Raw genomic sequence first — 25,038 nt, forward strand, 5'->3', positions numbered from 1 at the left:
TCCAGCCATGCCTACCCCTTTGTCCTCGCCGGGTTACCAGCGCCTGCTGGACCTGCAGCAACGCATCCATGGCTTCACCCGGGACCAGGCAGCCGAGCGCGACGACCACCCCGAAGACCTGACGGGGCCGCTGTGGGTCAGTGACTACAACTACCTGGCCCTGGCCCCAATGCGTGGTGGCCTGCATCTGGAGTTTCATGGCGACCTGTGGGAAGAGCCCTTTGCCTGGACCCTGGAATGCCTCGCCGACCAGGCAGTGGCCGACACCCTCAGTTCCCTGGCCTTTTCTGGCCCGGACCAAGGGTCAAACGGCACCCGCGAATGGGAGTTCACGCCCTTGTTGGACAGCGACGTGAACTTTCCCATTCTCAGGTCGCTGTCGGTTCGCCCCAGCGAGCCCCAGGATCACAATGCCTCGCTGATCCAGAAAGCCGGCATGCTGATGGAGGAAGCAGGAGAGATCGCCCGCTTTGTCGCCAAGGCGCCGCATCTGAGCGAATTGACCCTGCCAAATGCCCCCGACTCGAGCTTCTTCCAGGTCCATCTGCCGCACCTTACCCACCTGCGTATTGGCGGCCATTGGGACACCCAGCACTTCATTGCCAACCTGGCCAGCTCGGACAATCTGCCGCGGCTGAGCAACCTGGACTTCACCGAATCCAGCGCGCTGCAGAACAACTGGGCGGATCAGCGCGAAGAACAGTCCGTCACCTCCTTCGCCGACTATGAACAACTATTCGCCAGTACTGCCTGCGACCCTTTGAGGGCGCTGCGCCTGCGCAACACCTGCCTGAGCCTGGAACAGCTCGAGAGCCTGCAACAACTGCGCCCTGCATTGCAGTTCATGGTGATCCAGGCCACTGGAGGCGGCTACGTAAAGCATTTTGCCCGGCAAGTATTTCCCTGGCGGCATCTAGTGCAGCCGGATCCGGGACAACGCTGAAACAGCCAAGGAACAGCAAGCGACAATCAGTGCTAGGTTTAAGCGTCGATTAATTGAGTTTCCACTCTGGGCGCAAGTTTGCAGTCTCCGCCATGACCGAAAGGAATCGTTCATGAACGCGGACTACAAACTGAAAAAAACAACCGGAAACACTGCCAAAAACCTGCTTTATCTGCTCTACAGCCTCTGCAGCTACGTGATTTTTCTCCTGACCTTTCTCTACTTGATTGGTTTTCTCGGTTCGTTGTTGGTACCAAAAAACATTGACTCAGGGGTATATCGCCATGGGCTGGTTGCAACAGTTATAGATATCGCCCTTATCACCCTGTTCGCGGTCCAGCACAGCGTCATGGCCCGCGAAGGCTTCAAGAAAAAAATAACCAGGATCATTCCCGCCCCCATAGAGCGAGCGACTTATGTTCTATGCAGCAGCCTGATGCTGATCCTCTTGTTCATCCTGTGGCAACCCATCCCGGCCGTGGTCTGGACCGTTCAGGCCGAGGGTTTCAGAGGGTTGCTGAACGGCTTGTACTGGGCGGGATGGGGGCTTGCGCTAATGGCAACCTTTCTGATAAGCCATCTTGAGTTATTTGGTTTGAAACAGGCTTACCGTGGCATCTACAAAACCCAGCCGGAGCCCCTCAACTTCATCACGCCCTTTCTCTACAAGGTTGTTCGCCACCCCATGTACCTGGGCTTTCTCATAACCTTCTGGGCAACGCCTGAGATGACTGTCGGACACCTCGTGTTCGCACTGACCTGCACCGCTTACATATTCGTGGGAACCCATCTCGAAGAGAAAGACATGGCCAGAGTCTTTGGCAAGCAATACCTGGCTTATAAACAGCAGGTTGGCATGCTGCTGCCTTCACGCAAAAAAACCTGAGTTGCGAAGAAGGTTGAACGCTCTTGAAATCCTGATTGGGAGGACGTCTCCAACAGTCACTCCCCTCCCCCACAGGTCCTTCAAGAGAAACGCACCTGCCGTCGACATGGACCTGATATGACCAATACGTCGCTATTGAAGAGGCGCGACAGTCACATCGGTCTGCCCGCTCCGGGCCAGTGCGGCCTTGACGAATCCGTCGGCCTTCTTGCGCTTGATGAAGTCCCTGACATAGGTCGCGCCTGCTTCCCGCTGCCGCGGCACTGCCATGGCCTGACGAATAGCCGTAAACGCACCCTCCAGTACACGATAACCCGCAGTGTTGGCCGCCATCTGCTCCAGGGGTTGGCGCACGCCGGCCGCCGCATCCAGATGCTGTTGAAGATAAAGCTCGACCGCACCCGCCGAAGTTTCCGCCCGTTCAAGCTGAGCATGTTTCAACGTACGAGACAGAAACAGGTCGTAGGCCGCACCTTTGCCCACTGCCAACCGCAGGCCTGGCTGGTCAAGATCCTCGACCGCCTGGAAAGGTGAATCCGCCGCCACCAGATAGGTGCCCTCAATGATGACGTAAGGCTCGCTGAAGGCGATCTGCTCCTCACGCACTGGCTCGATAGCCAGAAAAGCGACATCCCAGATGCCCTCCTCCAACGCCGCAAAGACCTTGCCGGCAGCATCGAAAGTGGCCATCTGCAAACTTACGCCGAGCTCTTCAGCCAGAGCGCCTGCCAAGGCGACCGACACACCTTGCGGCGAACCATCACTACCTTTTTGCGCCAGGACTGGGTTGCCAAAATTAATCGCGGCCCGCAGCACGCCTTGCGGTGCCAGATCGTCCAGGACCGCTTGGTTGATAGCACTCATGTTTTGCTCCGTGAATGAGGTTCAGAAAAAAGCAGGACCGGTGACCGGCAACAGCTAACTGATGGACTCGGACTCGCGCATCACTGTCTTTGCACTATGAGAACAGCCGCCTCAACCCTTTCGCCGTTGCGACCAACCGATCATCATAAAAACGCTCCCGGGTATCCAAAAACCGGGGTTAGAGGTGCCCATTCCCACAGCGAGCAGGGTCATGCCAACTACGAACAATGGTTGCCTGAACAGATTTTCCATAACAAAGAAGCTCCTGTAAAAACCAGCCTCATTTAATCAGAACCGCGCCGTTTGAGTGCGGTAAACAGCACATACCGTCTACCGTACTCGGTTGGCTCCCCTGCCGATCTTTTCTCAAGGCAATAAAGAACCCGCTCAGGGCGGGTTCCAAGGGGGCACGCTTAATAGCCTGCTTGAGAGCGGACAGTGCCAATTTCAGAAAGCAGGTCCGGATTCAACCGGACCTGCCAGATGACCTGCACTAAGGGCATTCGCAAGTAGAAGGACCAAACACCGGACCGCTGCACGGGTCCTTGGATGGGCCAAATACCGGGCACGCAGCCTGGGCAGTCAGGGAAAAACCACAGAGCAGCAGCACAGCCAACATGACTTTCTTCATTTGTAACCTCCTGGTCAGTAGACGAGCAATCCATGCCCACTATCGAGGGCACGAGCAAACACTTAGGGGCACTCGCAAACCGTAGGTTCAAGAACCGGGCCCCAAACACCCGTCCCTCACGCGCCTGCCACCAGATCGGTCAGCGAGCACGCCAAAGGACCCGAAACAGAAAAGACCAGTCACGTCGGTTGCGCCAGTGTGGTGCATTGTCGCGCCAGAGACGAAGCGAACCCGCAGTCATCACTCCTATCGGATAGGCTAAGACCTTTCGAAGATAGTCCAATCGATAACGCCACCTACGTGACAGTGAACAGACAAGCCCACTCCTGAGCCCAAAGGAAAGAATGATGCAACTACTGCCACTCGCCCCCTCAACTATTGGTGAAACGCTTGAACTGCGCCCACTGGAAAATGATGACTTCGAAGCGCTGTACCGTGTGGCATCCGACCCTCTGATCTGGGCTCAACATCCAAGCCCAACGCGCTATCAGGAGCACGTATTTCACCATTGGTTTAACGAGGCACTTGCTTCAAAAGGCGCGCTTATCGTTATCGATCGCAGCCATAACCAAGTGATCGGCTCCTCTCGTTATTACGAGTTCGATGAGAAGAAACGAGAAGTGACGATCGGGTACACCTTCCTGGCTCGTGATCGTTGGGGAGGCGGAACCAATAGAGAGTTGAAACATTTAATGCTGACCCATGCATTTCAATGGGTGGACACTGTTTGGTTTCACGTTGACAGCCAGAACGTTCGCTCTCAACGCGCCATGGAAAAAATCGGCGGGCACCTCTCCCATCGCGCCATCAGACAACTCACTGATCGCACTCAAGAGTACCTGCTCTACAAAATAGAGAAGCCGAGTCGCCTTGATTAATACAAAAGCCCGGCATTTGGCCGGGCTTTGCATTTCACAGACAGGAGCATTCAGCTATGCACCACCAATACACTTCCAGTCTATTTCAAGCTCACCGCGAACCTGGACTTCTCGCAAATCAATCTCGGTTGCTCGTGAGCCCTTGACTCCAGCAGAGCGCTCACCATAGATCTGTGAGCCTTGCACACCCGAGTATCTCATGCACTTGTACATGATCAGTCACTGGCAATGAAGGATGCCACGCCCCCTTATAACTCTGTACACGCGCCTCTTCTAAAAATCATCGGCTTTTTAAAATCACACCACTCATATATTGATTTAAATCGCGAAAATCATTAACCCGCCAAGAGAATGGCGATAGCTTTACACCATTCTCCCGTAAAGTTCTTGGAATCAAGTCGCCATTGGGTCGCAGTATGACTGATGAAACAATAACGCCTGGATAATCATTTAGGCGCTTTTTAAATGCGGATGTCGTTAGATCAGGCGTGGGCGGGTTGCTTTTATTTGCCAACGGCCCCGTCCCCTTGATATCTGCTCCGTGACACATAGCGCATCGCTGTAAATAGAGATTTTTTCCATTGGCATTATCCGCGAAAGATAGAGATGCTTGAATCAACGACATAACCCCTAGCGAAACGATGAGTAATACTTTTGCTTTCATTTTTTATGTGGCCTTATTGGAAAAACCAGATCTGAATCGAAGGAAAACCCCGGTCATACCTCTACAACATTCAACTCTCTCGAGAACATCTAGACCGAGATCATTCATTAGCAAGACGCTTCCCCCCGAGAAGTAAACTTCAGACCAAAGGGTATTTCGTTTGACATGCCCGAGCACTAGCCTGATATCAGCTCGTTGATTTAACAGAACAATCCCCTCTAGAACTGGCCGACGTCATCAGCAGCACGCAATTCAGTGGTGACGCACCGCACGCCAGGAAACTGGGTGAGCTGGAAAAAGGTTAAGCCCGCACGCGCCACGCCCACTCTGTCTCGTCCAATCGACTATAACGCTCATGGCTGGAGTAACGCCCGCAGTTGCAAAGGAACTTCAATAACTTCTCTGGTAATCGGTGAGACGCAAACGTGTGTAAGGCTAGAAGTAAACGCCATAACATCTGGCGTCAAACTGCCCTCGACTAAAAATGCGAACGAGTGAAGCCCAACACTGGAAACACTTACCTTAATTGAAAGCTCATCATCCCAAGTGACCGGATGAAGAAACTCCAGCGAGAAGGCCCTTGCTGGAGGCAGTAAATTAAAACCTAGCAGCGTTCTTAATCCGGGTCCGGACAGCCAAACTGTAAGTGCATCATGAACGGCCTCAACCACAAAGTACGAAAACCTAGGTGTATAGACAATCCCCTCCGGATCACAGTCGCCGAACAATACCTTCCTCTTGATAATCACTGAGTTCGGCACAAGATCAATCCTTAATATTGAGTGACGAAGTTATAACAACCAACTCGCAGCTGCTGTTTGCCCAAGGACACGATACCTCCCTCCCTTCTCCACTGCATAGACGGTATAGCGGCCAAGGACGAAGTCATTTCTGAAAAAAGTCGTGATGCAGCAATCCCCAGAAGCCGCGAGCATCTAGACCGTGACCGGCTGGGTCGCCGCCGATGGACGTGTCTGGGGTAACAATGAGCGTATGCCGCGCTGGCGCGGCGCTACGTGGCTTCAGCAAGCGTCAGCTCAAGGGAATGCTCCACTTTGAAGGTGTCGTGCGTGGCCGTCAGACTGTTCAGCAAGGAAAGACCAAGGCTAAACGCCATGTTGAAATCACTGACGAGCTGAAGATTGTTCTTGATCGAATAATGGCAAGGAAGAAATCCCACCAGCTCCACTCGATGCGGCTGACCGTGGCAGAAGCTGGCACGCCATGACGGCGGCGATGTTACGCAGGCGCGTTTGATATGACCAGAGAGGCCGCAGGAGTTGAAAAACCCGACTTCCAGATGCGTGATTTGCGCGCCATTGCTGGCACAGACAAGGTGGAGTCGAGCGGCAATATCATGCAGGCCAACGATCAACTTGGGCATACCACCGTAATGATGACCGAGCAGTACATTCGCAACCGTAAAGACAAGAAGGTCTCACCCACAAAGCGAATTGCGGGCCATTGGATAACTTCTGAGCGGAAAGGTACAGGCATCTACACCGGCTTTCGCTCGTAAACCCTTGATTTTAGATGGTGCCCGAAGCCGGAGTCTAATTCAGGCAAAAAACACCCGACTTTGCTGGGCCAACCTCAAAAGCACGACTTCCGATGTACTGCCTGCTGTACTATTTTTCCGGCGCTGGCTCATGTGCTGAAACTGATCATCCCTCTTCCTCTGGCGTCCTGCCGAACGAGAAAATCTCTTCGGAACCTGAGACAATGCTCCAATCGAGGACAGGTTAACCTGCATTCCCTTATCCAACACTAAAGGCAAAACTCTTCCTGTGAGAAATACTGCGATCATCCTGTTTGTAGTCCTTTCGCTCATATCCATCCCGGGAGTACTTAAGTACAAAAATCCTAGAGCCATAATCAGCTGCTGGGGTGACTCGCTGACGTCCGGTACTGCAAAAGGAGTTTCAGCACCATACCCCAAAATATTGCAAACCCTGGCGCTTAAGAATTTGGACATCAGGGCCGTCACAAACAACGGTATCGAGGGAATGACATCCACCCAGATAGCTTCGAAGTTCGGCGCGAAACCACCGCTGATGACCGTAGCAGGTGGGGTCATCCCCGCATCAGGCGAGGTTGCCATTGAGTCAACGACCCACTCAAATCTGTCCAGCAAGTCGAACTACGGGAAGCTGAAGTATTCGGGCTCGCTGGCGGGCGTGCCGGGCACGCTGTCCGTCGACTGGAATGAGCAAGCACCAGACCTGGCCGGGACAACCAAATTCAAACGCGCGAAGTCAGGCGATCCAGTCGCCACAAGCCCTAATACCCCCTTCATCATCGATCAGGCCGACTGGACAAGCAGCGTCGTCGTAATCTGGTCAGGTCGGAATGACATCCTCAGCAAACTCTCAAACGAGACCATAGTTGAAAACATTGAACTCATGATTAACTCGCTGAAAGACAACGACCACTTTGTTGTCATGGGGGTTACTGATGCAATCTTTGAATCATCCGAGAGCGCCGAGTTTAAGCAAATAGTCGAACTCAACAAGCAACTTTCCGAAAAATACCCAGAGCACTGGATTGATATAAGAGCGACTCTTGTAGGTAGCTACAATCCTGCATCATCTGACGACATGGTCGCGTTCAACTCCGGCAAGATCCCGCCATCGCTGCTGATTGACGGCCTTCACCTGAATGATGCTGGAAACAAGATCGTTGCCAGTACTGTTTACGACTTCATCAAAGCAAAGGGCTGGTAGTCAGCCACTGCAAGCGCGCTTTTGTTGCATCATCCATCGTGTAACCCTGATCACTCAATCTGCATGCGTGCGATTCTAGTGTGATGACGATCAGTTGGTGTCGGCGCGGTACTGGAAGGACACGGGCACGGAGTAGTTGGTGTCTCCCTGAATGCCGGGGCCCTGGTCTGGTGGCATCATGGTCACCACCGTCAGGCCGGCCTTCTCGTTCCGCTCATACAGCGAAAACAGAGCGCTGATCTCGTCAGCCAGACCGCCGGCCGGACCGCGATACTTGCCAGATGGCACTACTACGCTGGCCTGGAAGACGCCGCTGTACATCCGGTGATGCCACCCAGGGTGTTGCTCGCAGTGTCCGTCGGCAGCGTGCAGGCTTCGTTCTCGACGACCACTTTCACCGGTGGAACTCTGGCTTTCGCCCTGGCAATAACCCGGGCCTGGTAGCTAGTGGCGACCACGTTATGGCTCATACCTGGTTGTTCCTGATGGTTTCGTCGACGATCTGCTGGAACCTGGCCAACGTGATCCGGACCATGCCTCCGGGGCCGTGCTTTGAATGCCCGTATTCAAGCGGCACCGCATAAGGCAAGTTGTTCACGATGTAGGCTGTCTGGCTTGCTGTCAGCTGCCCGACCTGCAGCCGCAGCTTGGCCAGGGTCACACCTCCAGAAGGATCGACCTGATCCAGCGTACCGTCGGCGGGTGTATCGATCGAGGACTGCCAATTCCCCCGGAAGCGGCCGCCGACATAGTCCTTGCCGGCGACCAGGCCGCTGACGCTGAAGTTCTGGTCACGCTCGGTCTTGGTCAGGGGCTTAGCGTACTTCATGTCGCAGCTTGCCAGACTTGGTAAAGTTGCTTTCGTCCAGGTTGATCAGCGTGTTGCGCACCGAGACCTTGAAGTCGTAGTCGTCGGCTGTCCGCGTATTGGCCGCACGGTGCGCCACGTTGGCCGTCCAGATCTCTGGGGTTCCCACTGGTGACATGCGAATCACGCTGCTGCCAATCTCGATCACGATCTCGCGAACGGTAGCGTCAATGCCGGCCTGGGCCTGCTCGGCGAACTGGCGGATGTTCTCGGCGAAGCTGCCGTTCCTGCCCGCGTAACGCGAAGACATGGCTGAACACCTCCCTGATCATCAGTCGTAAAAAAGCCCGCTTGGAGGCGGGCTTTCGAATAGTGGAGGTCATCGCATAAGAGAATAGTGACTCAGTACTCACCTAAGGCTTTCGCCGCCTCAAGGTCCTGATCGACGCATTCTTTCACCATACTGTATCCGTACTTACGCATCTGCTTCATGCAGCGTGCAACGGTATTCTTATGCTCATCTGGGATTTGCTTAAGGCCAGTGACCGCTTCTAGATCTTGGTCAACGCAGGCTTTCACCATCACTGATCCGTACTTATCCATCTGTGACTTGCAGCGATCAACGATCTCTTTTTTGATCATCAGTGTCTGCATGTGCAGCGACTGAAAAGAAAACAGCCGCGCCAACAGCAAATACAATACCGCGCATATCCATATACTTTACTCACAGCCGGAAGATAAAAGCACAACGCCGTTACGGCATCGAGTCGTTGCCCACCCATCAATACAGGTAGTGCGAAAGCCACCTTTCGAAGCCTACGCCTTACAGGCAACTCCAGGGTTTATCTTAACTGCCGTCATCATTCGGGCCGGCTCATGAACGCACCTGCAGCTCGTACAGAATCGGCGTACCTGCCGGGTTGATCTCTTTCAGCGGCGGAACGATGTACCAGGTGCGGCCTTGTATGACCACCTTGTTCAGCAGATCCGGCGCCCACTCCAGCCCCTGGGCGTCGACCTTGAGCTTCTTGTCGCCCTGCTTGATGAGGCTGTTGTTCTGGAACTCCAGGCCTGTGAAGTCGAGCAGAATGCCCTTGGCCGTCTGCTCGATGATGGTGTCAGGGCCGGCCGAGTCGGTATCAGGATCGTACTCGGCAGGCTTGATGTCGCGGATGGTTACCTCCCTCCCCCTTCAAAGTCAGCCGCTATGGCGGCCAAAGACGAAGTCATGCCTGAAGAAATCAAACTGATCCAAGCAGCACCGGTCGTTCGCGACGAATACGGAATGTTCCAGCACCCCGAGTTGCCGGATTTCGACGAGGGCGACGGCGAAAAGTGCAAGGCTTGGGTCGCACAGCAGGGCCTGAAGCTCGTCATGATCAGCCTGGAGACAGACGCACCGGAAGAGGTGCAGATCGCTACTTCCAGTCCGACGAGCCGCACTGCGGCTACTGGGAGCCGGGCAAGCCTGAAGGCGAAGGCTGGTTCTGCTTGGCTATCCATGACACCGACGACGGCCCGGTCTGCTACTGGGCGCGTCGGGAGGTGCAGCCATGTCCTCCCCGCCCTCTACATGCTCTACCGGATCTACACGGGACCAAGGCCATGAATGACGTTGCCGAACCTGCGCGGCCTAGACCAAATCCAGCGTTACCCATAACCGTAAATGCACTTTTGGTTCATTGCCCGAGGTTAGGCTGGACCGGAATCAGATCCTGAACTTTTGCGCAAGAGTAGGTGTTGGAATAGTCGAAGAATTTCGGCCTTAATTCGGAGCCGTAGCTCATACATTGGAACGCAGACGAGCCTTTTTGCAAGATTAGAAAGTGAACCGTGCCAACTCTTGCTGGCGACTGGTAGGCGGCTTTGATCTCATAGCCACTGCTTAATAGATCGGTCACCTTTTGAGTTTCTGCCAAGGCCAATGTGCTAGTGACTAGTAGGCCCAGCAGCGAGATGCTCAGGGCATTTTTTGCAATACGATTCGTTCTTGGCATGAGTCCGTCATCCGTGAAGGGAAAATGCCAAGTTACCTAAGTTCAACAAAACCGTCACGGCCCAAGCCAGCTGAGTCGTAAAACTCAGCGGACGGGTCACACTCCGACAGGACTGGTCAAGAAGAGTCCGCCAGACCCGAGAGCCCTGGACTTGAAATGAAGGACTAAGCCGGGCGAACGCTGCAAACCACAGCCAGGCGCGACGCCAGGGCAAATCAGCACCATCTGAAACAACACCCTCAACAATCGGAAAGCCTGCCGGCGATGGCGGGCGGGAGACGCGCATGTCCGTCATAAAAGTTCAGTGCTGCCGCTGCAAGAACAAGGACATGGAAAGCGAGCGGCTAAAAGTGCCAACCAAGAAGTACGGCTCAGGCGTCAGCGACATGATCTGTCCAAGGTGCCGGTGCACCACCTACTACCGGCTGCAGGCCGAGTAACCACCTTCTGCCGCTACGTGCGGCGTGGATATCCGCGATGGCCGCTTAGCTGTTCAACAAGGAAAGACCAAGGCAAAGCGCCGCATCGAAATCACTGGCGAACTGAAGATTGTTCTTGATCGAATAATGGCGAGGAAGGACTCCCGCCAATTCCGCTCGACGCGGCTGATCGTTTTGGAAGATGGCACACCATTGACGGTGGCAATGCAACGAAGAAGATTCGACCTTGCTCGAGAGGCGGCCGGGGTTAAAAAGGCTGATTTTCAAATGAGGGATCTGCGCGCAAAAGCAGGCATGGAAAAGTTCGAAGCTAGCGGAGATATTCTGCAGGCACGCGACCAGCTTGGGCACACAACTGTCGTCATGACCGAGCACTACATTCGCAATCGGATAGGTAAGAAGGTCTCGCCAACAAAGTGAATTGCGGAGCAGTATTTGAAATTGCGGAGCAGTTAAGGATAAGGCTCACTCAAAAAAACCGTGCAAGCCCTTGAAATAGATGGTGCCCGAAGCCGGAATCGAACCGGCACGCCCTTACGAGCGGGGGATTTTAAGTCCCATGCGTCTACCAGTTTCGCCATTCGGGCGGTAGCGCGATCACGCGGCACTGGAACAGTCAATCGGCATCAGGCCGGCCAGTGCTTAAAGCAGGGTGTGGAATATATACATCCAGTCCTTGTGAAGCAAGGTCGAAGCAGGCAAAAAAACCTCTCCCTTCACTCTGAGCCCTGTGTAAAAAAACACAGTAAATCAGCAGCCTACAGCGGCGGTCTGATCATCCTGGATAGGCTCATCAAACATCGCGTCGACTTGTTAAGCGGCGCCAAGACTAACACGGAGATTTTATCCAACCAACTGATTTATAAAGACTTATCACCAGCCACAAGTTCATTCGAGAGGGGCGCCAGCCAAACCATGCAATGCGTTCAGCACGAAGCGGGCCCTTGGCAGGTCTCAAGCCTCAGCCAGAAAATTCAACGATAGTTTGAGTTTGAGCGGGTCGTCCTGGGGGACGGCCAACTCGGTTTCCAGGTGAGTCGAAAACGCCTGTTCCACTGGCGCCTCGGGGCCCTTGACCTGGGTCGCTGTGCGGTTGTTTTCCAGCACCTTTGACAGTTGTGCGTAGGTGTAATTGGCGGGAGGCGTATTGCCTATGTTCATGGAGGTCGTCCTTGATATCGAGTCAATCCGCAAGGACAGATCGAAGAGTCAAAAGTCATGGCATGCCGCGTCCCGGTTCATTGACCAGATACTGACGCTGCGATGGGATACTACAGGCCCTGGGCTGGATATAAGCACATCGATAGCCAACGGAGTTCGCCCAGTACACATGACCTCGCCATCCATGAACCGGTAAAGAGTCATAGATACCGGGCGAACGCCACAAAACTATGCGTTCGGAATGACATGTTCAACTGTCACCAATGACAACCGGGGGGTGTTAACCAGCGTAGTTGGTAAAACCACCGGCAAAGCCTCTGCGCCCTGCCCGCAGCTCAGTACGCAACTCGCCGATCAGGTTGGAGATGTCGCGCACACTGGTGAGCTCGGCAGTCGAGACTCCGGTTAACAATAAATCCACCCGGCCTGAATCGGCATCGTAGATCTTGATCGTCAGGGAGCCGCTGGGATGCACGCTGCAGACGCAGGAAAGCGGGAGAAAGCCGGACTCCAAGATGTGGCAAAGCTCGCTGGTGGAGAGCATGGCTTATCGCCTGTGTGGAATTTTGTGGATTTTTCCCATTCAGAATAGGTCAGCGCCTTATCCTTTGTATCGAAAAAACACACAACAAATGCTAACTACCTCTCAGTTCTACTGCGCAGATTCTGCGCCAGGCCACGCACTGATCGCCTGGGTCTACCTGCTTCTCCAGCGTTATTCTGCGCTGTGCTTTTTTCCGTCAGTTGTGTAAGTTTCAAACCTATGAACCTGAATCTTCAGTCCCGCCCCGCCGCGATTATGACCGCCTGCATCAGCAAGGTGGGCTAGCGGTCGTTCAACCCCTAATCATCCCGCCTCGGAGGCGGGTTTTATCACCCGTCTTCTGAAGCGCAAACCCCAGGAGACAAACATGAGCCACTCACCCCCTGCTGTTCTACACCTGCTGTGCGGCAAGATCGCCTCGGGTAAATCCACACTGGCCAAGCGACTGGCCCAAGCTCCCGACAGCGTGTTGATCTGTGAGGACCAATGGCTGGCGCAGTTGTATCCGGGCCTTATTCATTCAGTTGCTGACTATGCGCTGCATGCCCAGCGCCTGAAAAACGCGCTGGAGCCTTTGCTGATCAGTCTGTTGCGTGGTGGCAACAATGTCGTACTGGACTTCCCCGCCAATACTTTGGCCCAACGCGCCTGGTTGCTAGCCTTGGCAGATCAAGCACAGGTCGAGCATCGACTGCACCTGTTGAATGTCGATGAGGATGTCTGCCTGAGAAGACTGCGGGAACGTAACAGCCAGGGAGATCACCCCTTTAGTACCAGCAAGGAACAATTCGAGCTGATCTGCCGTTACTTCGAGCTTCCACAGACTGAAGAAGGACTGTACATCCTGGAGCATTGAATTGCGGGATTGTCGCCCGCGATGCCGGGCCGGCTTCTGAAGCTTGCGTAGGAAGGGTGCGTCGAGAAAGGCGGCGGAGACAAATTTCAGGCAAAAAAAAGCCCAAGTAGCTGATGGACACTTGGGGCTAAAAATGCATAAACCGTGGTAGGTGAACGCGGAGCTATAGTAACGGAACAGTACATTCTGTAACAAGATATTTTGAAGAAAAAAACGCAAATAAAATCACCTAAGTCATTAAATATCCACACTTTTTTTGAGTACTTTAGTTTCATGTCACGCCTTCTCGCACCTTTTTAGGCACCAAGATGATGCGCCTGAATTGCCCATCACCGCAGTGCGAGAGTCCGTCCACCGTTAAACGAAAATGCGCTGAAAATTCACAGAATCGCAACAGACAGACAACGTTGCTCACCTTAAATTGCCGGCACTTGCCTGAATGGAATGTGTGGGTATGAATGACTTTCTCGACGCCCTGCCCCTGATGCTGTGCCTGTCCACCTTTGCCTGGTGTTGCTGGGGCTAGGCTTTGTACGAAAGTGATACTGCGTTGAAAACGGTTCCAGCCCCCTTCTCACGCCGACTCGACGACTGCGGTGGTACTGAACAGTGCCTGCCCTAGCGCTCGTGTCCGCTCCAGGCAAGGCGCCACATCGCCGCTCTCCGAGTCAAACATCAGTTGCGAGGTCAGTACCCTGGCGCCGCAGTAGTCGAAGATTCCATGGTCGATCTGGGTCTGCATCGCGCCGAGATAACCATGTCGCTCATAAGTGCCAACGTCGGCCCCGGCAACGCCTATCAGGTGCACGCTCAGACGCCCTAGCTTCTTCTCCAGCTTGGCGTCCGCGCGAAAATCGAAGGCCCAGCCATTGGAGAACACGCGATCAATCCAGCCCTTGAGCAGCGCCGGCATGGACCACCAATAAACCGGATAGACCAGCACCAGAGCATCGGCGCGGTCGATCCGTGCCTGTTCGGCGAGCACATCGGCGGGAGGAAGCACCTGGGTACGATGCACAGCAATATCGGCAGCACCGAAGCGTGGTTCGAACCCTTCAGCCCAGAGATCGGCAATCTCGAATGAATGCCCGGAACCGCCCCCCAGCCCCTCGGCAATCTGCGCCGCAAGGCTATGGGTGAGAGACTTGGGATCATGATGGGCGACAACAATAAGTGCATGCATGGCGAGTACTCCTGCGGACGGATTGCGCTGGGGGATTGAGCTTTATATACTTTTAGTAAGTTACTGCCGATAAGTTACTTTTGGTATATAGCCATGTCAAGCAGTCAGAAAACCGATTCCACTTCATCGCCGCGACGGCGCCTGTCGCGGGAGCAACGCCTGCAACAACTGATGGCCGTAGCCTGGCAGATTGTCCGTGAGCACGGCACCGAGGCGCTCACCCTGGGATATCTGGCGGAACAGGCCGGCGTCACCAAGCCGGTGGTCTACGACCATTTCGGCACTCGAGCGGTGCTCCTGGCGGCGCTGTATCAGGACTTCGACCAGCGCCAGACGCTGCTGATGGAACAGGCCCTGCAAACCAGCGAACCGACCCTTGCCGCCCGCGCGGCAGTCATTGCCACGTCCTACGTCGACTGCGTGCTGCTGCAGGGCCGCGAAATCCCCGGGGTGATTGCCGCCCTGGCCAGTTCGCCGGAGCTTGAGATCATCAAGCGCGAGTACCAGGCAATATTCCTAGAGAAATGCCGCCATGCTCTGGAACCCTTCGCCGCCGGAGCCGTGATCGCAAGGGCCGGGCTGCGCGCCATGCTGGGTGCGGCCGAAGCGGTTTCCCACGCGGCGGCGCTGGGAGAAATCACTCCCGCACAAGCCCAGGAAGAACTCTGCGCCACCATCGTGGCCATGGTTGAAAGAGCACGCGCCAGCACCTCTGCAACCCAATGAGCCACTGCCCGGATATCAATGACCGGCCCCAGCGCCAGTCCTGCAAGGGAAAAGCAATGTTGCTGACACGATTGGAACCGCTGGATCAATTGCTGGAACGCTATCGCCAAGAGTTGGGCAAGGACTTCACCGGCTATCGCAACCACGTGTACCGGGTCATCAACTTCTGCAACCTGCTCATCAATGCCGATGCCCAGCAGTTGCAGAAACTGGCCATAGCTGGCGCCTTCCACGACCTGGGCATCTGGACCGCCAAGACGTTCGACTACCTACCGCCATCGCTGCGCCTGGCTGAAAACCACCTGGATGAAATAGACAGGTCCGAGTGGAAAGCCGAAGTGCTGGCAATGATCGAACAGCACCACAAGATCACCGCCGCCCCACCCCCAGGCAGCCTGGTGGAAAGTTTTCGCCGAGCCGACTGGATAGATGTGTCGCTGGGAATGTTGAATTTCGGCCTCTCGCGAGACGATCGCCGCCGGGTATTTTCAGCCTTTCCTGATGCAGGCTTTCATCTGCGCCTGGTTCAGCTGTCTTTCAAGCAACTGCTGATCCGCCCCTGGAAACCTTTGCCCATGCTGCGCCTCTGATCCTCCGGCTATCCGGCCCGCGGCTAAAGGCTGGAGCGCGTAAACTGCATCCATTACTGGCAATACCGGCCGCGAATCAAGCGGCTGCAACCACCGAGAACAGCTATGTCGCCCCCCCCTAAGACCCTGCCGCCCCTGAGCGCTGAGGCTGAAACACAGCCGCTACCCCCGGACACCGTTGGACTCAACGCCGATGCCAACCCAGTGCTTTCGGTATTCGACTTCGACGGAACCCTCACTCGCCACGACAGTTTTGTGCCCTTTCTGAAGTTTGCCTTCGGGCAACGCGGGTTCAACCAACGGATACTCAAGCTGGCGCTACCCAGTCTGGGTTACCTGACTCGTCGCGTTGACCGCGACCGACTCAAGGCGCAATTGATCAGCACCTTTCTCAAGGGCATCGAGGCGGCGTGGCTCCAGCAACAGGCCGAAGCCTTCTGCCTGAAATCCTGGACCCGACTGATGCGCCCGAGTGGGCTGCAAGCCGTAGCCGGGGAACTGCGTTCCGGAGCGCTGGTGACCCTGTGCTCGGCGTCGCCGGCCCTGGTGCTGCAGCCTTTCGCCACACGCTTGGGCATCAGCCTGATCGGAACCGAACTGGAGGTGGTCGATGGCGTGCTGACCGGCCGCATCGCCGGCCACAATTGCCGTTGCGAAAACAAGGTACTGCGCCTGGAAAGTGTCTACGGCCCATTGAACCAATATCGACTCAGGGCCTGGGGCGATACCCGGGGTGACCGCGAACTCCTGGCGGCGGCACAGGACGCGCACTGGCGACACTTCCACCCGGCCTGGCGCCGCGGGCTTGGCGCTCGCTGACACCCGCCGCCCCCCTACACAACACCCGACCAACGGCAAACGGCCAGGAAAAAGATTCGCTATACCCAACAGCAGGCGCCCCTGCGGCCATGAGCCGGAGGGCGCCCGCGACGTCAAGCAGCCTGGAGACAAGAGCGGCCTCGCAGACCAAGGAAAAACAGCCGCCCACACAAGGAGAGGGCCTGCCACGATGAAAACCAATGGCTATCTGCTGCGTACGCTGGCCGTGTTGCTCGCGACCGGCGCACCCGCCGCCCTACTTCTGAGTCACCCCACCCCTCCCTCGTACCTGACAGTTGCACCTGCATTCGATTGGCCACGCCTGGGCGCCTGGGCCAGTTGCCTGGCCGGCCTGTTCGCCTTGTTCGTCCTCGCCGGTCTGCGAATTCGCGGACGGGTACTTGGGGTGCTGATTGACGAGCGCAACCGGTATTCGCTGTCACGCCTGCAAATGACCCTGTGGACACTGCTGGTACTGGCCACTCTGTATACGGTGTACATCGGCAACATTGTCCGGGGAAACGCCACTACGGCGCTGATGGTGGACCTGGACTACAACCTGATCGCGTTGATGGGCTTCAGCCTGGCCAGCTTCGTCACAGCCCCCATGGCCTTGAACCGCAAGGCCGAGCAGCCTGCAGACACCAACGCTCTGGCAACCACCGGCCAGCAGTTGCTCGACAGCCAGAGCCTGGTCGCCTTGCCGTCAGCCAAAGGCCAGGTACTGATGAAGAGTGACCCGAAGGATGCGCGATTGGCCGACCTGATTCGCGGCGAGGACGTGACCAATGGCGTCATCGTCGACCTGCCACGCCTGCAGATGCTGCTGATCACCATGGTGGTGGTGTTTGTCTATGGCGCCGCCGTCGGCCATAGCCTGGGCTCAGGCAGTTGGGTGCTGGAGGTGTTGCCGAAACTGCATAACACACTGCTGTTGCTGGCCCTGATCAGCCACAGCGGCTACGTGGTAGGGAAATTGATCCCCAGTAACCTCAATCCTTCCGTCCTTCTCCTGGGACCCACCGTCCAGAGCGAGCCGCCCGGCAGCGCAGCCGCTCCACGGAGCCAGCCCCAAACCGGACTCACTCCACCATAGCCATCAGTCGCTGACGCATGCCGACGCTGGCAGCAGGTCCCGCCTGTACCGTGCACGCCTGCAACGGCACCAGATGACCATCGGCAACATCCACCATCACTGGCTGCACAGGTCGTCCGCTCTCACGCTCAACCAGTTGCACGCTTTCGCCCTCGGGCGCGTAGTGGCGATTGCCCCAAGCTACAAAGGCCATGAGTACGACACGGAAATCCTCGCCCTTGGCTGTAGGCACATATTGATAGCGCAAGGGGCGCTCGCTGTAGGCCTGGCGCTCCAACAGCCCCGCCTCCACCAGTGAGTTCAAGCGTCGGGTCAGCATGTTCGGGGCGATCTCCAGGCTGCGGGAGAATTCGTCGAAGCGCCTCAGGCCATGCAGCGCGTCGCGCATGATCAAGATGCTCCACCATTCGCCGACCCGCTCCAGGCTGCGGGCAATGGGACATTCAGCGTCGATCAGACTTTTTCGTTGCATGGCTGGCTCCTGCGATGCACCTCAGTATTTGTGGATTCGGATGTTACTTTCATGATGATAGTATCGTCCACGTTTCGTTGTTCCCCACGCAAACCAACTAAGGAGCAGGACCCGCATGAGTAAACGCATCGTAGTCACCGGTATGGGCGCAATCACTCCACTGGGTTGTGGGGTCGAGCAGGTCTGGCAGCGCCTGCTGGCGGGACAATCCGGAATCCGTCAATTGCCGCAAGAGTTTATCCAGGATCTGCCCACCACCATTGGCGGCCAGGTGCCCGACGTGCTCGAGGATCCCCAGGCCGGCTTCGACCCGGATCGGCTGCTGGCCCCCAAGGAACAGCGCAAGATGGACCGTTTCATCCTCTTCGCCCTGGCGGCGGCCGAAGAAGCCCTGGCCCAGGCCAACTGGAAACCCGATAGTCCCCAGGCCCAGGAACGTACAGCCACCATCATTGCCTCTGGTGTAGGCGGCTTCCCGGCCATCGCCGATGCCGTGCGAACCACTGACAGCAAGGGCCCGCGGCGCCTGTCACCGTTCACCATTCCGTCATTCCTGAGCAACATGGCGGCAGGTCACGTTTCGATCCGCCACGGCCTCAAGGGACCATTGGGAGCGCCAGTCACTGCCTGTGCTGCCGGAGTCCAGGCCATTGGCGACGCCGCGCGGATGATCCGCGCCGGTGAAATCGACATCGCCGTCTGTGGTGGAGCTGAGGCGGCGATCCATCGGGTCAGCCTGGGAGGCTTCGCCGCAGCCCGCGCGCTGTCCAGCGAGTACAACGACACCCCGGAACGGGCTTCACGCCCCTTCGATCAGGCACGGGATGGCTTTGTCATGGGTGAAGGCGCCGGACTGCTGGTCATCGAAGAGCTGGAACATGCCCTGGCTCGGGGCGCACAGCCCATCGCGGAGCTGGTGGGCTATGGCACCAGCGCCGACGCCTACCACATGACCGCGGGGCCGGAAGATGGCGACGGCGCCCGGCGTGCCATGCAGCAAGCCTTGCGCCAGGCCGGCGTGCAAGCCTCTCAGGTCCAGCACCTGAATGCCCATGCCACCTCCACGCCAGTGGGCGACAAGGGCGAACTGGCTGCCATCAGGACTGTATTCGGCACCGGCAGCGGCCTGGCCATCAGCGCCACCAAGTCCGCCACCGGGCATCTGCTGGGTGCCGCCGGCGGCATCGAGGCGATCTTTGCCATCCTCGCCCTGCGTGACCAGATCGCGCCCGCAACCCTCAATCTGGACAACCCGGACAGCACCGCCGAGGGCCTTGACCTGGTGCGCAACCAGGCACGCAAAATGGCCATGGAATACGCACTGTCCAATGGTTTCGGCTTTGGTGGGGTCAATGCCAGCGTGCTGTTCAAGCGCTGGCAATAACGCTTCGAGAAGACGGACTCGATGTTGAGATTTCAGCCACGACAGGCTGAAACCTCAACAGGCCCGCCAATCAGTTGAGGACGTCATTGAGCACTTCGTAGATGATCCCGCTGGCGATAGCCACCAGAATCAGGTCGGTTCCGGCCTGCCGCCATTCATAACCGTCATAGCGAGGAAGCTGCCCCAACAGCCGGTGGTCCAGCTTCTTGGCAATTCCCGGGGGCAGAGGTTTGCCCCGAGCCAGGTTTTTCTGAATGCCTGGAGGCAGCGCCGGTCCCGGGCTCCAGTAGTCACGGTGCCCACCCAATATGCCCAGGACACTGCCGCGATCGACACTGGGGCCATGACTCCAGTCATCGGCGTCTGACTTCTTCCCCTTGCCATGCCCCCCCCTGGTCACCCTGAGAACTGTGTTTGGAATGCCCCTGCCCCTTGCCATTTCCGGGGTCGGCCAACGCCAGAGGGGAAGCGCCAGCCAAGAGCACGCCGGCAAGAACAGCGATCAACGAGCGAGACTTGAGCATGTCGGTTCTCTTTGGGAAGCCAAGGTCACACTTAACTGTAGACGGTCGTCTCTGTCAGTGATCGAAGGTCAGACACTTAAAGGCCGCCATGAGTGAGCGGCAGGTCATCGGCCAGCTCAAGATCAAAGCGTGCAGCTGTACTGATACTCGAAGGGAAACATCAGCGTATCCACCACGCCGGAGAATGGAGCATCCAACGCCAGAAAAGGCCAGAGCACACCGTTGTTCTCCTTAGCCAATGCCCAATCCATGCGCACGCCGATATAGGGGCAACTCATGGGAGTAGTGCGAGTCATCAGGGCCGTGCATCCACTCAAGACAAAGCTCAACACCAGCAACAACAGACTTCGCAACACATAACTTCCTTATTACGTTCAGGACATGAGCGCTATGGACTCGGCAGCCGAGCCCAGGACGGCGGTTCCTGGCTATCAGGCCTTGTAGTCGCAATGAATCTGCAGGCTTTCCGTGTGATTGCGATGAATCTCGAAACCGTGACGCTTCAACAGGATCTTGACCTCATCAACGACAGCCGAGTACCGCCCTTGCAACTGTTGCTGGCGCGCCGGCGGGGTAAACACCCCCAGTGGTAAAAAGCGCAGGCGCTTGCCATTGAAGACAATGGACACATCGATATGAGTGCCATCCACATCATGGCCATTGGAACCGAAGATATCCTCCAGCTCCTCTTTACGCCCTGGATAACACAGGCAGAACAACCTGATCCCCAGCCAGCGTGACAGCGTCCTGAAAAACCCCAGGTAACTGCTCTTGCGCTCGTAGCCCCGGGTCACCAACAACTGCACCGAACGCGGCAGGCTGGACTGGACCTTGAGCAGTTGCACAAAGACTTCGCGCTCCATCAACACCTTTGCGGACGGCCAGCGCGGCCCTACCCTCAAGCCCTGGTTGTCGCCCTTTTTCAATATCAGCATGCAGATTGCCTCTGGTGCTTTTTTCGCGGGCAGCAATGGTACACAGGGCTGCCACAGGCGTGCTGAAAATTCAGAAGCGCAAACGCCTATCAGCCCGCGACACCGCCCATCTTCTCCCGATGACAGCGCACCTGCCGTTTAGTTAAAATAATCATGGCTCATAGCCACTACTCATAAGCACAGTGACCATAGGGGCTGTATGTACGACTTAACGAATCTGGTCATTGTCGATAACCGCTTTGGATTGAATGTCCTGCAAGTCACCGCAGACCTGGTGGCCGGCGCCCTGGATGAACTCCTGGCCAATTGCGCAGACGGCGCCAACATCACCCAAAAGCTGGATTACTCCATTCTGACGATCTATCAGGACAAACTCGCCGCGGCCATTCGCGACGTGGGCCTTCCACCCCTTTCCATACCCTCTCCAGCCGATAGCCTTTGCTGAATAGTGCAACTTGCCACCCCGTGGCAAGTTGAGCCCGGGGCCGAATCACCGCCAATGGCCAAACTTGCATCGTCCCTAGTGAAGCACGCGCAACATCGTTCACCTGGAACCTTTTCCGTCAATGAGGATCAGTGCTGGACATTTCCCTATCAAACAGTGAGCGAGTGCCAGCATGGCCCTGAGAAAAACCGTCCTCTACATTGCATTGGTGTCCGTCGGCTTCTTTGCCGGGTACGCGGCAAAACCAACAAGTGGACTACAGGTCACGGCGGGGCAACTGATAAGTTGCGGCAAAAGCACCATGCCAACTATTGAGATGTGATTGCCAGGCAACGCAGCACTCAGTGACACAACGCCCAATACTCAGCAATACCGCGTCTTTCCAGAACCACAGTTTCCAGCATCAGGCCGCCGGAAACGAAAAAGCCCGGCAAGAGAACCGGGCCATAAGCAATCGTGAAGACTCATTTGGAGGACATGAACAACCAAGCGACCACAGCTGCGCCGGCCGCCATATAGGTACCGACCGTCTTGGTCTTCTCCCAACCATCCTTCTCGGCCCAGGACTTGCCTGGCTCAGGCGAACCTTGCGGTTCTTTGTGCTTGGTCTGCTTAGGTGTGATCGAAGCAACAAGCTGCTTCAGATAAGCGACTACTTGCACCCCGCCCTTGCTGAAGTCTGCAAGATCCACCTCGACAACACGCTCATGAACCGCCTTGTTGCGCACGCTCGCAATCCAGCGGATCTTTTTCGCCATTGGCGGGCTGATCATTCCCTCAATGGAACTCAGTTTTTCATGCAGACCTCGGCCTGATGCCCCCAGCTGCAGGAGCAACGATTCGACCTCTGTCGAGATATCCAGTATCTGGCCCCGCATCCCGCTCTCCCTTTTCAGTGGCGGCACTTTAACACCGCACCTGTGCATGCCCAAGGTTCTGATCATGCAGACGACCGCCACTCACAGGTTTCGTTGACCCGATCGATAACGGCAATGCGCCATTAGCACATCCGCCCTAATCGACCGCTACTGCCGGCCAGACCTATATTCCTTCTTCTGGACGGTCCCATGCGGCCACGGACAAGCCCCATCAAGGAAGGAAATATCATGGCGATTCCATTCCCCCGCGCCAGATGGTTGCCGCTATCACTCATCCTGCTGTGTACCAGCGGCACGGCACTCGCCACGCCTCAAGGTGAATACTGGATCGTCTACGGCAAGGGCGAGCGTTACCACAACGAGGTATTCGTCGCCGATGCCGCCGGCATCCTGCAAAAGCCCCAGGGGGTGCAGTCGGCCATGATCATGCAGATCTTCGAAGACCCGGCGATGCCCGTGCTGGCGGCCTACGAGATCCAGTACAAGTGCAAGGAGCGCAAAGTGCGCTTCGACAGCGCCCGCGCCATGCGCCGCTTCGACCACGCCATGAAGGACGTGACCACTGCCCAGGGCTGGATCGCCCCGAAAGACTACTGGCTGCAGCGCACCTTCGCCTTCGTCTGCGCAGCAGGCAACCGCGAGAACAACCAGATGCTGCCAATGGGCAAAATGGCCGCCGGCCGCATGGTCGAGACCGTCCAGGCCATGTTCCAGCAACTGTACGGCATCCAGGCCAACAGCGAGGCCGTGCAGAGCCTGGACGCAATGCTCGGCAACAGCGCGCAATGAAGGAGGCCGTCATGACCCGGCACCTACTTGCCCTCGGCCTGCTGTTGCCTTTGCTGAGCGGCTGCATTCCCACCCTCCCGGAATACAGGGCCGGCCAGCAATGGAAGGGACGCGATGCCAAGGAAGCCATCGACTTCTTCGGCCCGCCCGGACGCATGCAGCCCTCGCCCGACCGCAGCGAGGTGCAAATGCAGTGGTACCGCGACACTTCCTACGTGAAAAAGGAAGTGGTCGGCAGCTCCAGCGAGATGCAGGGCGGCGTGATGGTCCACACCAACTACTGGGACGATGTCACTCACACGAGCGGCTGCACCCTCTCCATGACTGTCGACAAGGCCAGACAGATCAAGGACTTCTCCATTCGTGGCCGCTGCACGGGCGTGGCCTTGGCGCCTTAGTGGCTGGCCCGACATAGATAGTTCAAGGACTGATACATGAGACTGTTCCGACTGCGTTTTGCCCTTCCCACGGCGTTGCTTCTCTCCCTATCTCTCTGCGGCTGCGTCTCCGATCTCGACTCGGGTGCCTACGGCAGCATGGACGATCCGCGCTACGCGCAGCTGTTGGACCAAGTGGACGCAGCACTCAAGGCAAACATGGCGGTAGTGCTGGTGGCGGACGTGATGCCGCACAAGTCGCTGAGCGATGCGCTGACCATGACGCAATGGACGCCAACGGTGATCTGGGAATACGAGAAAGATCCGAAGGTGACCTTCGGCCGCAAGTTCCAGACCAACGCGCTGCAGAGACCGCCTGGCGAAACCTACCTGTTCAAGGCCTTCGAGGTGCATATCCTGCCACCCGGCAAATACTTGCTGACCGGCGGCGATGACTACCAGCTCCGCGGTTTGCTTGACCAGGTCGACGCCCGCAGCGGTCCACCCGGTTCGGGCCGTGGCGCCAACGGGACCGCCTACCTGTCCCCTGAACTGTATCGCGAGTACTACAGGGAAGAGGTCTGGAAGGACGCTACCTATGGCAGCGAGACCAAGACCGAGCGTGTCTGTACCGCTGTAGTCAGGGCCTCGGGTGCCTGCGTGAGCTGGGGTGAACAGCAATATACCCAGACGACAGCGGGCTCCCCGGCCGGTTACTACCAACAGACCGACTCTCGCGACATTCCCGCGATCAAGGTCCAGGCGCGCCTGCCGGTCGACAAGGCGCTCGCCAGTTTCACCATCCAGGGCGGGCAATTGCTGCTGGCCCCGCGCATGCATCTAAAGACCCCTGGCTACAAGTACCAGCAGTCGAAGTGCCGAGCGATCGATCCGAAAAAAATCGAGTGTCCGCTCGACAACCTGACCGTCTACACCTGGCCGGCACCCATGAGCTTTTCGCAGCACCTCATCGAGCAGCGCAACCTGAGCGAGAAGCACCGGCAACTGCTGTCCAGGCTCCAGCCCATGCAGATCACGCCGCTGGGCAAACAAGGCATGGAAGATCCCATCTGGGGGGTGCCGTTGTCGCTGTCCAAGTAAGGCAAGTCCGGGGGTATGCGGGGCAGGATTTTGATTGCGGAACTGATTTCTTAGGGGCTTTCAATGCTCAAAAGGGGTCAGTCATGAACGGCTGCTTTCAGGTCCGGCGATTCGTTGAGCTGAACTTCAATTGCTTGAAGCTCTTTCATTTGCGTCTTCAACTTGACGATTTTCTCTTCCAGCCGCACGGCGCTGGGCTCGGAGACTGTTGGTTCTTGCCGATCGGCAGCATCAAGTGCCGTCAGGTAACGGTTGATGCTCGATTCAATTTCTTCCATTCGCCGCTTCAGTTTGGCGCTGGTGAAATTGCGTTGAGCCTCTCGC

Annotated in this window: 28 protein-coding genes, 1 tRNA gene and 7 pseudogenes; 16 read left to right on the forward strand and 20 right to left on the reverse strand. The window is 56.7% G+C overall.

Going from position 1 to position 25,038, the window contains the following annotated elements; translation table 11 throughout:
* Nucleotides 1-7: 7 nt before the first annotated feature.
* A complete protein-coding gene (locus tag Q8O96_RS29450) occupies nt 8-943 on the forward strand; it encodes a hypothetical protein (RefSeq protein ID WP_305949960.1) in 936 nt (311 codons plus the stop codon).
* Nucleotides 944-1,055: 112 nt separating this feature from the next.
* Nucleotides 1,056-1,829, forward strand: coding sequence for a methanethiol S-methyltransferase (gene mddA, locus Q8O96_RS29455; protein WP_102863239.1), 774 nt, complete (start codon nt 1,056-1,058; stop codon nt 1,827-1,829).
* Between the two features lie 132 nt (nt 1,830-1,961).
* Here the strand turns inward: mddA and Q8O96_RS29460 are convergent, their stop codons facing one another.
* Entirely contained in the window at nt 1,962-2,693 is a 732-nt protein-coding gene (locus Q8O96_RS29460) for an ABC transporter substrate-binding protein (RefSeq protein ID WP_305949961.1), read from the reverse strand.
* Nucleotides 2,694-3,671: 978 nt separating this feature from the next.
* Between Q8O96_RS29460 and Q8O96_RS29470 the strand changes: the two genes are divergently transcribed.
* On the forward strand, nt 3,672-4,202 hold the full coding sequence (locus Q8O96_RS29470; RefSeq protein ID WP_207166001.1) for a GNAT family N-acetyltransferase: 531 nt from the start codon (nt 3,672-3,674) through the stop codon (nt 4,200-4,202).
* Nucleotides 4,203-4,482: 280 nt separating this feature from the next.
* Here Q8O96_RS29470 and Q8O96_RS29475 read toward each other — a convergent pair whose 3' ends face one another.
* The 4 genes from Q8O96_RS29475 to Q8O96_RS29490 all read right to left on the reverse strand — a co-directional run bounded on the left by Q8O96_RS29475 (nt 4,483) and on the right by Q8O96_RS29490 (nt 6,841).
* Nucleotides 4,483-4,866: a c-type cytochrome gene (locus Q8O96_RS29475; protein ID WP_102863236.1), complete on the reverse strand. Its 384-nt coding sequence runs from the start codon at nt 4,864-4,866 to the stop codon at nt 4,483-4,485.
* A 353-nt stretch (nt 4,867-5,219) separates the two neighbouring features.
* On the reverse strand, nt 5,220-5,627 hold the full coding sequence (locus Q8O96_RS29480; protein WP_207166003.1) for a thioesterase family protein: 408 nt from the start codon (nt 5,625-5,627) through the stop codon (nt 5,220-5,222).
* Between the two features lie 251 nt (nt 5,628-5,878).
* Nucleotides 5,879-6,250: a hypothetical protein gene (locus Q8O96_RS29485; protein WP_305949962.1), complete on the reverse strand. Its 372-nt coding sequence runs from the start codon at nt 6,248-6,250 to the stop codon at nt 5,879-5,881.
* A 174-nt stretch (nt 6,251-6,424) separates the two neighbouring features.
* Entirely contained in the window at nt 6,425-6,841 is a 417-nt protein-coding gene (locus Q8O96_RS29490; protein WP_305949963.1) for a hypothetical protein, read from the reverse strand.
* Here Q8O96_RS29490 and Q8O96_RS29495 point away from each other — a divergent pair.
* Nucleotides 6,810-7,589, forward strand: a complete 780-nt coding sequence (locus Q8O96_RS29495; RefSeq protein WP_371826214.1) for an SGNH/GDSL hydrolase family protein — start codon at nt 6,810-6,812, stop codon at nt 7,587-7,589. The two genes, Q8O96_RS29490 and Q8O96_RS29495, sit on opposite strands and share 32 nt — an antisense overlap.
* A gap of 90 nt (nt 7,590-7,679) precedes the next feature.
* Here the strand turns inward: Q8O96_RS29495 and Q8O96_RS29500 are convergent.
* The 4 genes and pseudogenes from Q8O96_RS29500 to Q8O96_RS29515 form a co-directional block, all read right to left on the reverse strand.
* Nucleotides 7,680-8,059, reverse strand: a pseudogene (locus Q8O96_RS29500) (phage tail terminator-like protein).
* Nucleotides 8,056-8,707 (reverse strand): annotated as a pseudogene (locus Q8O96_RS29505) (hypothetical protein). The pseudogenes Q8O96_RS29500 and Q8O96_RS29505 overlap by 4 nt, the downstream one beginning before the upstream one ends.
* A gap of 92 nt (nt 8,708-8,799) precedes the next feature.
* Nucleotides 8,800-9,096 carry a hypothetical protein gene (locus Q8O96_RS29510; RefSeq protein ID WP_305949965.1) on the reverse strand — a complete coding sequence of 99 codons (297 nt, stop codon included), beginning with the start codon at nt 9,094-9,096 and terminating at the stop codon, nt 8,800-8,802.
* A gap of 175 nt (nt 9,097-9,271) precedes the next feature.
* Nucleotides 9,272-9,586, reverse strand: a pseudogene (locus Q8O96_RS29515) (hypothetical protein); the annotation flags it as partial.
* 39 nt (nt 9,587-9,625) lie between these two features.
* On the opposite strand from Q8O96_RS29515, the pseudogene Q8O96_RS29520 reads away from it, so the two are divergent.
* Nucleotides 9,626-9,951, forward strand: a pseudogene (locus tag Q8O96_RS29520) (hypothetical protein); the annotation flags it as partial.
* Nucleotides 9,952-10,076: 125 nt separating this feature from the next.
* On the opposite strand, the gene Q8O96_RS29525 reads toward Q8O96_RS29520, so the two are convergent.
* Complete coding sequence (locus Q8O96_RS29525; protein WP_102863229.1) at nt 10,077-10,394, reverse strand: hypothetical protein; 318 nt, start codon at nt 10,392-10,394, stop codon at nt 10,077-10,079.
* Between the two features lie 467 nt (nt 10,395-10,861).
* Between Q8O96_RS29525 and Q8O96_RS29530 the strand changes: the two are divergent.
* Nucleotides 10,862-11,254, forward strand: a pseudogene (locus Q8O96_RS29530) (tyrosine-type recombinase/integrase); the annotation flags it as partial.
* A gap of 80 nt (nt 11,255-11,334) precedes the next feature.
* Here Q8O96_RS29530 and Q8O96_RS29535 read toward each other — a convergent pair.
* From Q8O96_RS29535 to Q8O96_RS29545, 3 genes are all read right to left on the reverse strand, one after another.
* Nucleotides 11,335-11,421 (reverse strand) — tRNA-Leu (locus Q8O96_RS29535).
* Nucleotides 11,422-11,788: 367 nt separating this feature from the next.
* On the reverse strand, nt 11,789-11,995 hold the full coding sequence (locus Q8O96_RS29540) for a hypothetical protein (protein ID WP_207166005.1): 207 nt from the start codon (nt 11,993-11,995) through the stop codon (nt 11,789-11,791).
* Nucleotides 11,996-12,275: 280 nt separating this feature from the next.
* Nucleotides 12,276-12,539: a DUF1652 domain-containing protein gene (locus Q8O96_RS29545; protein WP_102863157.1), complete on the reverse strand. Its 264-nt coding sequence runs from the start codon at nt 12,537-12,539 to the stop codon at nt 12,276-12,278.
* A 367-nt stretch (nt 12,540-12,906) separates the two neighbouring features.
* Between Q8O96_RS29545 and Q8O96_RS29550 the strand changes: the two genes are divergently transcribed.
* Nucleotides 12,907-13,395, forward strand: a complete 489-nt coding sequence (locus Q8O96_RS29550) for an ATP-binding protein (protein WP_305949966.1) — start codon at nt 12,907-12,909, stop codon at nt 13,393-13,395.
* Between the two features lie 574 nt (nt 13,396-13,969).
* Here Q8O96_RS29550 and Q8O96_RS29555 read toward each other — a convergent pair.
* Entirely contained in the window at nt 13,970-14,578 is a 609-nt protein-coding gene (locus Q8O96_RS29555) for an NAD(P)H-dependent oxidoreductase (protein WP_305949967.1), read from the reverse strand.
* Nucleotides 14,579-14,671: 93 nt separating this feature from the next.
* Here Q8O96_RS29555 and Q8O96_RS29560 point away from each other — a divergent pair, with 93 nt between their 5' ends.
* The 4 genes from Q8O96_RS29560 (at nt 14,672) to Q8O96_RS29575 (ending at nt 17,809) form a co-directional block, all read left to right on the forward strand.
* Nucleotides 14,672-15,304: a TetR/AcrR family transcriptional regulator gene (locus tag Q8O96_RS29560; protein ID WP_305949968.1), complete on the forward strand. Its 633-nt coding sequence runs from the start codon at nt 14,672-14,674 to the stop codon at nt 15,302-15,304.
* A gap of 56 nt (nt 15,305-15,360) precedes the next feature.
* The gene (locus Q8O96_RS29565; protein ID WP_305949969.1) at nt 15,361-15,894 is read left to right on the forward strand and encodes a hypothetical protein; all 534 of its coding nucleotides are present in this window, start codon (nt 15,361-15,363) and stop codon (nt 15,892-15,894) included.
* A 105-nt stretch (nt 15,895-15,999) separates the two neighbouring features.
* Nucleotides 16,000-16,713, forward strand: coding sequence for an HAD family hydrolase (locus Q8O96_RS29570; RefSeq protein WP_102863152.1), 714 nt, complete (start codon nt 16,000-16,002; stop codon nt 16,711-16,713).
* A 190-nt stretch (nt 16,714-16,903) separates the two neighbouring features.
* Entirely contained in the window at nt 16,904-17,809 is a 906-nt protein-coding gene (locus tag Q8O96_RS29575) for a hypothetical protein (protein WP_305949970.1), read from the forward strand.
* Here the strand turns inward: Q8O96_RS29575 and Q8O96_RS29580 are convergent.
* Entirely contained in the window at nt 17,796-18,281 is a 486-nt protein-coding gene (locus Q8O96_RS29580) for a helix-turn-helix domain-containing protein (protein WP_102882575.1), read from the reverse strand. The genes Q8O96_RS29575 and Q8O96_RS29580 overlap by 14 nt on opposite strands.
* 115 nt (nt 18,282-18,396) lie before the next feature.
* Between Q8O96_RS29580 and fabF the strand changes: the two genes are divergently transcribed.
* Entirely contained in the window at nt 18,397-19,665 is a 1,269-nt protein-coding gene (gene fabF / locus Q8O96_RS29585) for a beta-ketoacyl-ACP synthase II (protein ID WP_115580262.1), read from the forward strand.
* Between the two features lie 70 nt (nt 19,666-19,735).
* On the opposite strand, the pseudogene Q8O96_RS29590 reads toward fabF, so the two are convergent.
* The 3 genes and pseudogenes from Q8O96_RS29590 to Q8O96_RS29600 all read right to left on the reverse strand — a co-directional run bounded on the left by Q8O96_RS29590 (nt 19,736) and on the right by Q8O96_RS29600 (nt 21,124).
* A pseudogene (locus Q8O96_RS29590) lies at nt 19,736-20,189 on the reverse strand (anti-virulence regulator CigR family protein).
* A 122-nt stretch (nt 20,190-20,311) separates the two neighbouring features.
* The gene (locus tag Q8O96_RS29595; RefSeq protein WP_102863147.1) at nt 20,312-20,545 is read right to left on the reverse strand and encodes a YceK/YidQ family lipoprotein; all 234 of its coding nucleotides are present in this window, start codon (nt 20,543-20,545) and stop codon (nt 20,312-20,314) included.
* 75 nt (nt 20,546-20,620) lie between these two features.
* Nucleotides 20,621-21,124 carry a hypothetical protein gene (locus Q8O96_RS29600; protein ID WP_305949971.1) on the reverse strand — a complete coding sequence of 168 codons (504 nt, stop codon included), beginning with the start codon at nt 21,122-21,124 and terminating at the stop codon, nt 20,621-20,623.
* 199 nt (nt 21,125-21,323) lie between these two features.
* On the opposite strand from Q8O96_RS29600, the gene Q8O96_RS29605 reads away from it, so the two are divergent.
* Nucleotides 21,324-21,569, forward strand: a complete 246-nt coding sequence (locus Q8O96_RS29605; protein ID WP_250330675.1) for a hypothetical protein — start codon at nt 21,324-21,326, stop codon at nt 21,567-21,569.
* A gap of 464 nt (nt 21,570-22,033) precedes the next feature.
* Here Q8O96_RS29605 and Q8O96_RS29610 read toward each other — a convergent pair whose 3' ends face one another.
* Nucleotides 22,034-22,513 (reverse strand): hypothetical protein, encoded by a 480-nt coding sequence (locus Q8O96_RS29610; protein WP_305949972.1) that lies wholly within the window; start codon nt 22,511-22,513, stop codon nt 22,034-22,036.
* A 162-nt stretch (nt 22,514-22,675) separates the two neighbouring features.
* On the opposite strand from Q8O96_RS29610, the gene Q8O96_RS29615 reads away from it, so the two are divergent.
* The 3 genes from Q8O96_RS29615 to Q8O96_RS29625 are packed head-to-tail and all read left to right on the forward strand — an operon-like array spanning nt 22,676 to nt 24,714.
* Nucleotides 22,676-23,236, forward strand: coding sequence for a hypothetical protein (locus Q8O96_RS29615; protein WP_102863143.1), 561 nt, complete (start codon nt 22,676-22,678; stop codon nt 23,234-23,236).
* Nucleotides 23,237-23,247: 11 nt separating this feature from the next.
* On the forward strand, nt 23,248-23,634 hold the full coding sequence (locus Q8O96_RS29620) for a hypothetical protein (protein ID WP_102863142.1): 387 nt from the start codon (nt 23,248-23,250) through the stop codon (nt 23,632-23,634).
* A 36-nt stretch (nt 23,635-23,670) separates the two neighbouring features.
* A complete protein-coding gene (locus tag Q8O96_RS29625) occupies nt 23,671-24,714 on the forward strand; it encodes a hypothetical protein (protein ID WP_207166011.1) in 1,044 nt (347 codons plus the stop codon).
* An 80-nt stretch (nt 24,715-24,794) separates the two neighbouring features.
* Here Q8O96_RS29625 and Q8O96_RS29630 read toward each other — a convergent pair.
* A pseudogene (locus Q8O96_RS29630) lies at nt 24,795-25,025 on the reverse strand (IS5/IS1182 family transposase); the annotation flags it as partial.
* Nucleotides 25,026-25,038: the final 13 nt, after the last annotated feature.

Origin of the sequence: Pseudomonas sp. LPH60 (assembly GCF_030718165.1) — a bacterium.
Lineage (GTDB): Bacteria > Pseudomonadota > Gammaproteobacteria > Pseudomonadales > Pseudomonadaceae > Aquipseudomonas > Aquipseudomonas danubii.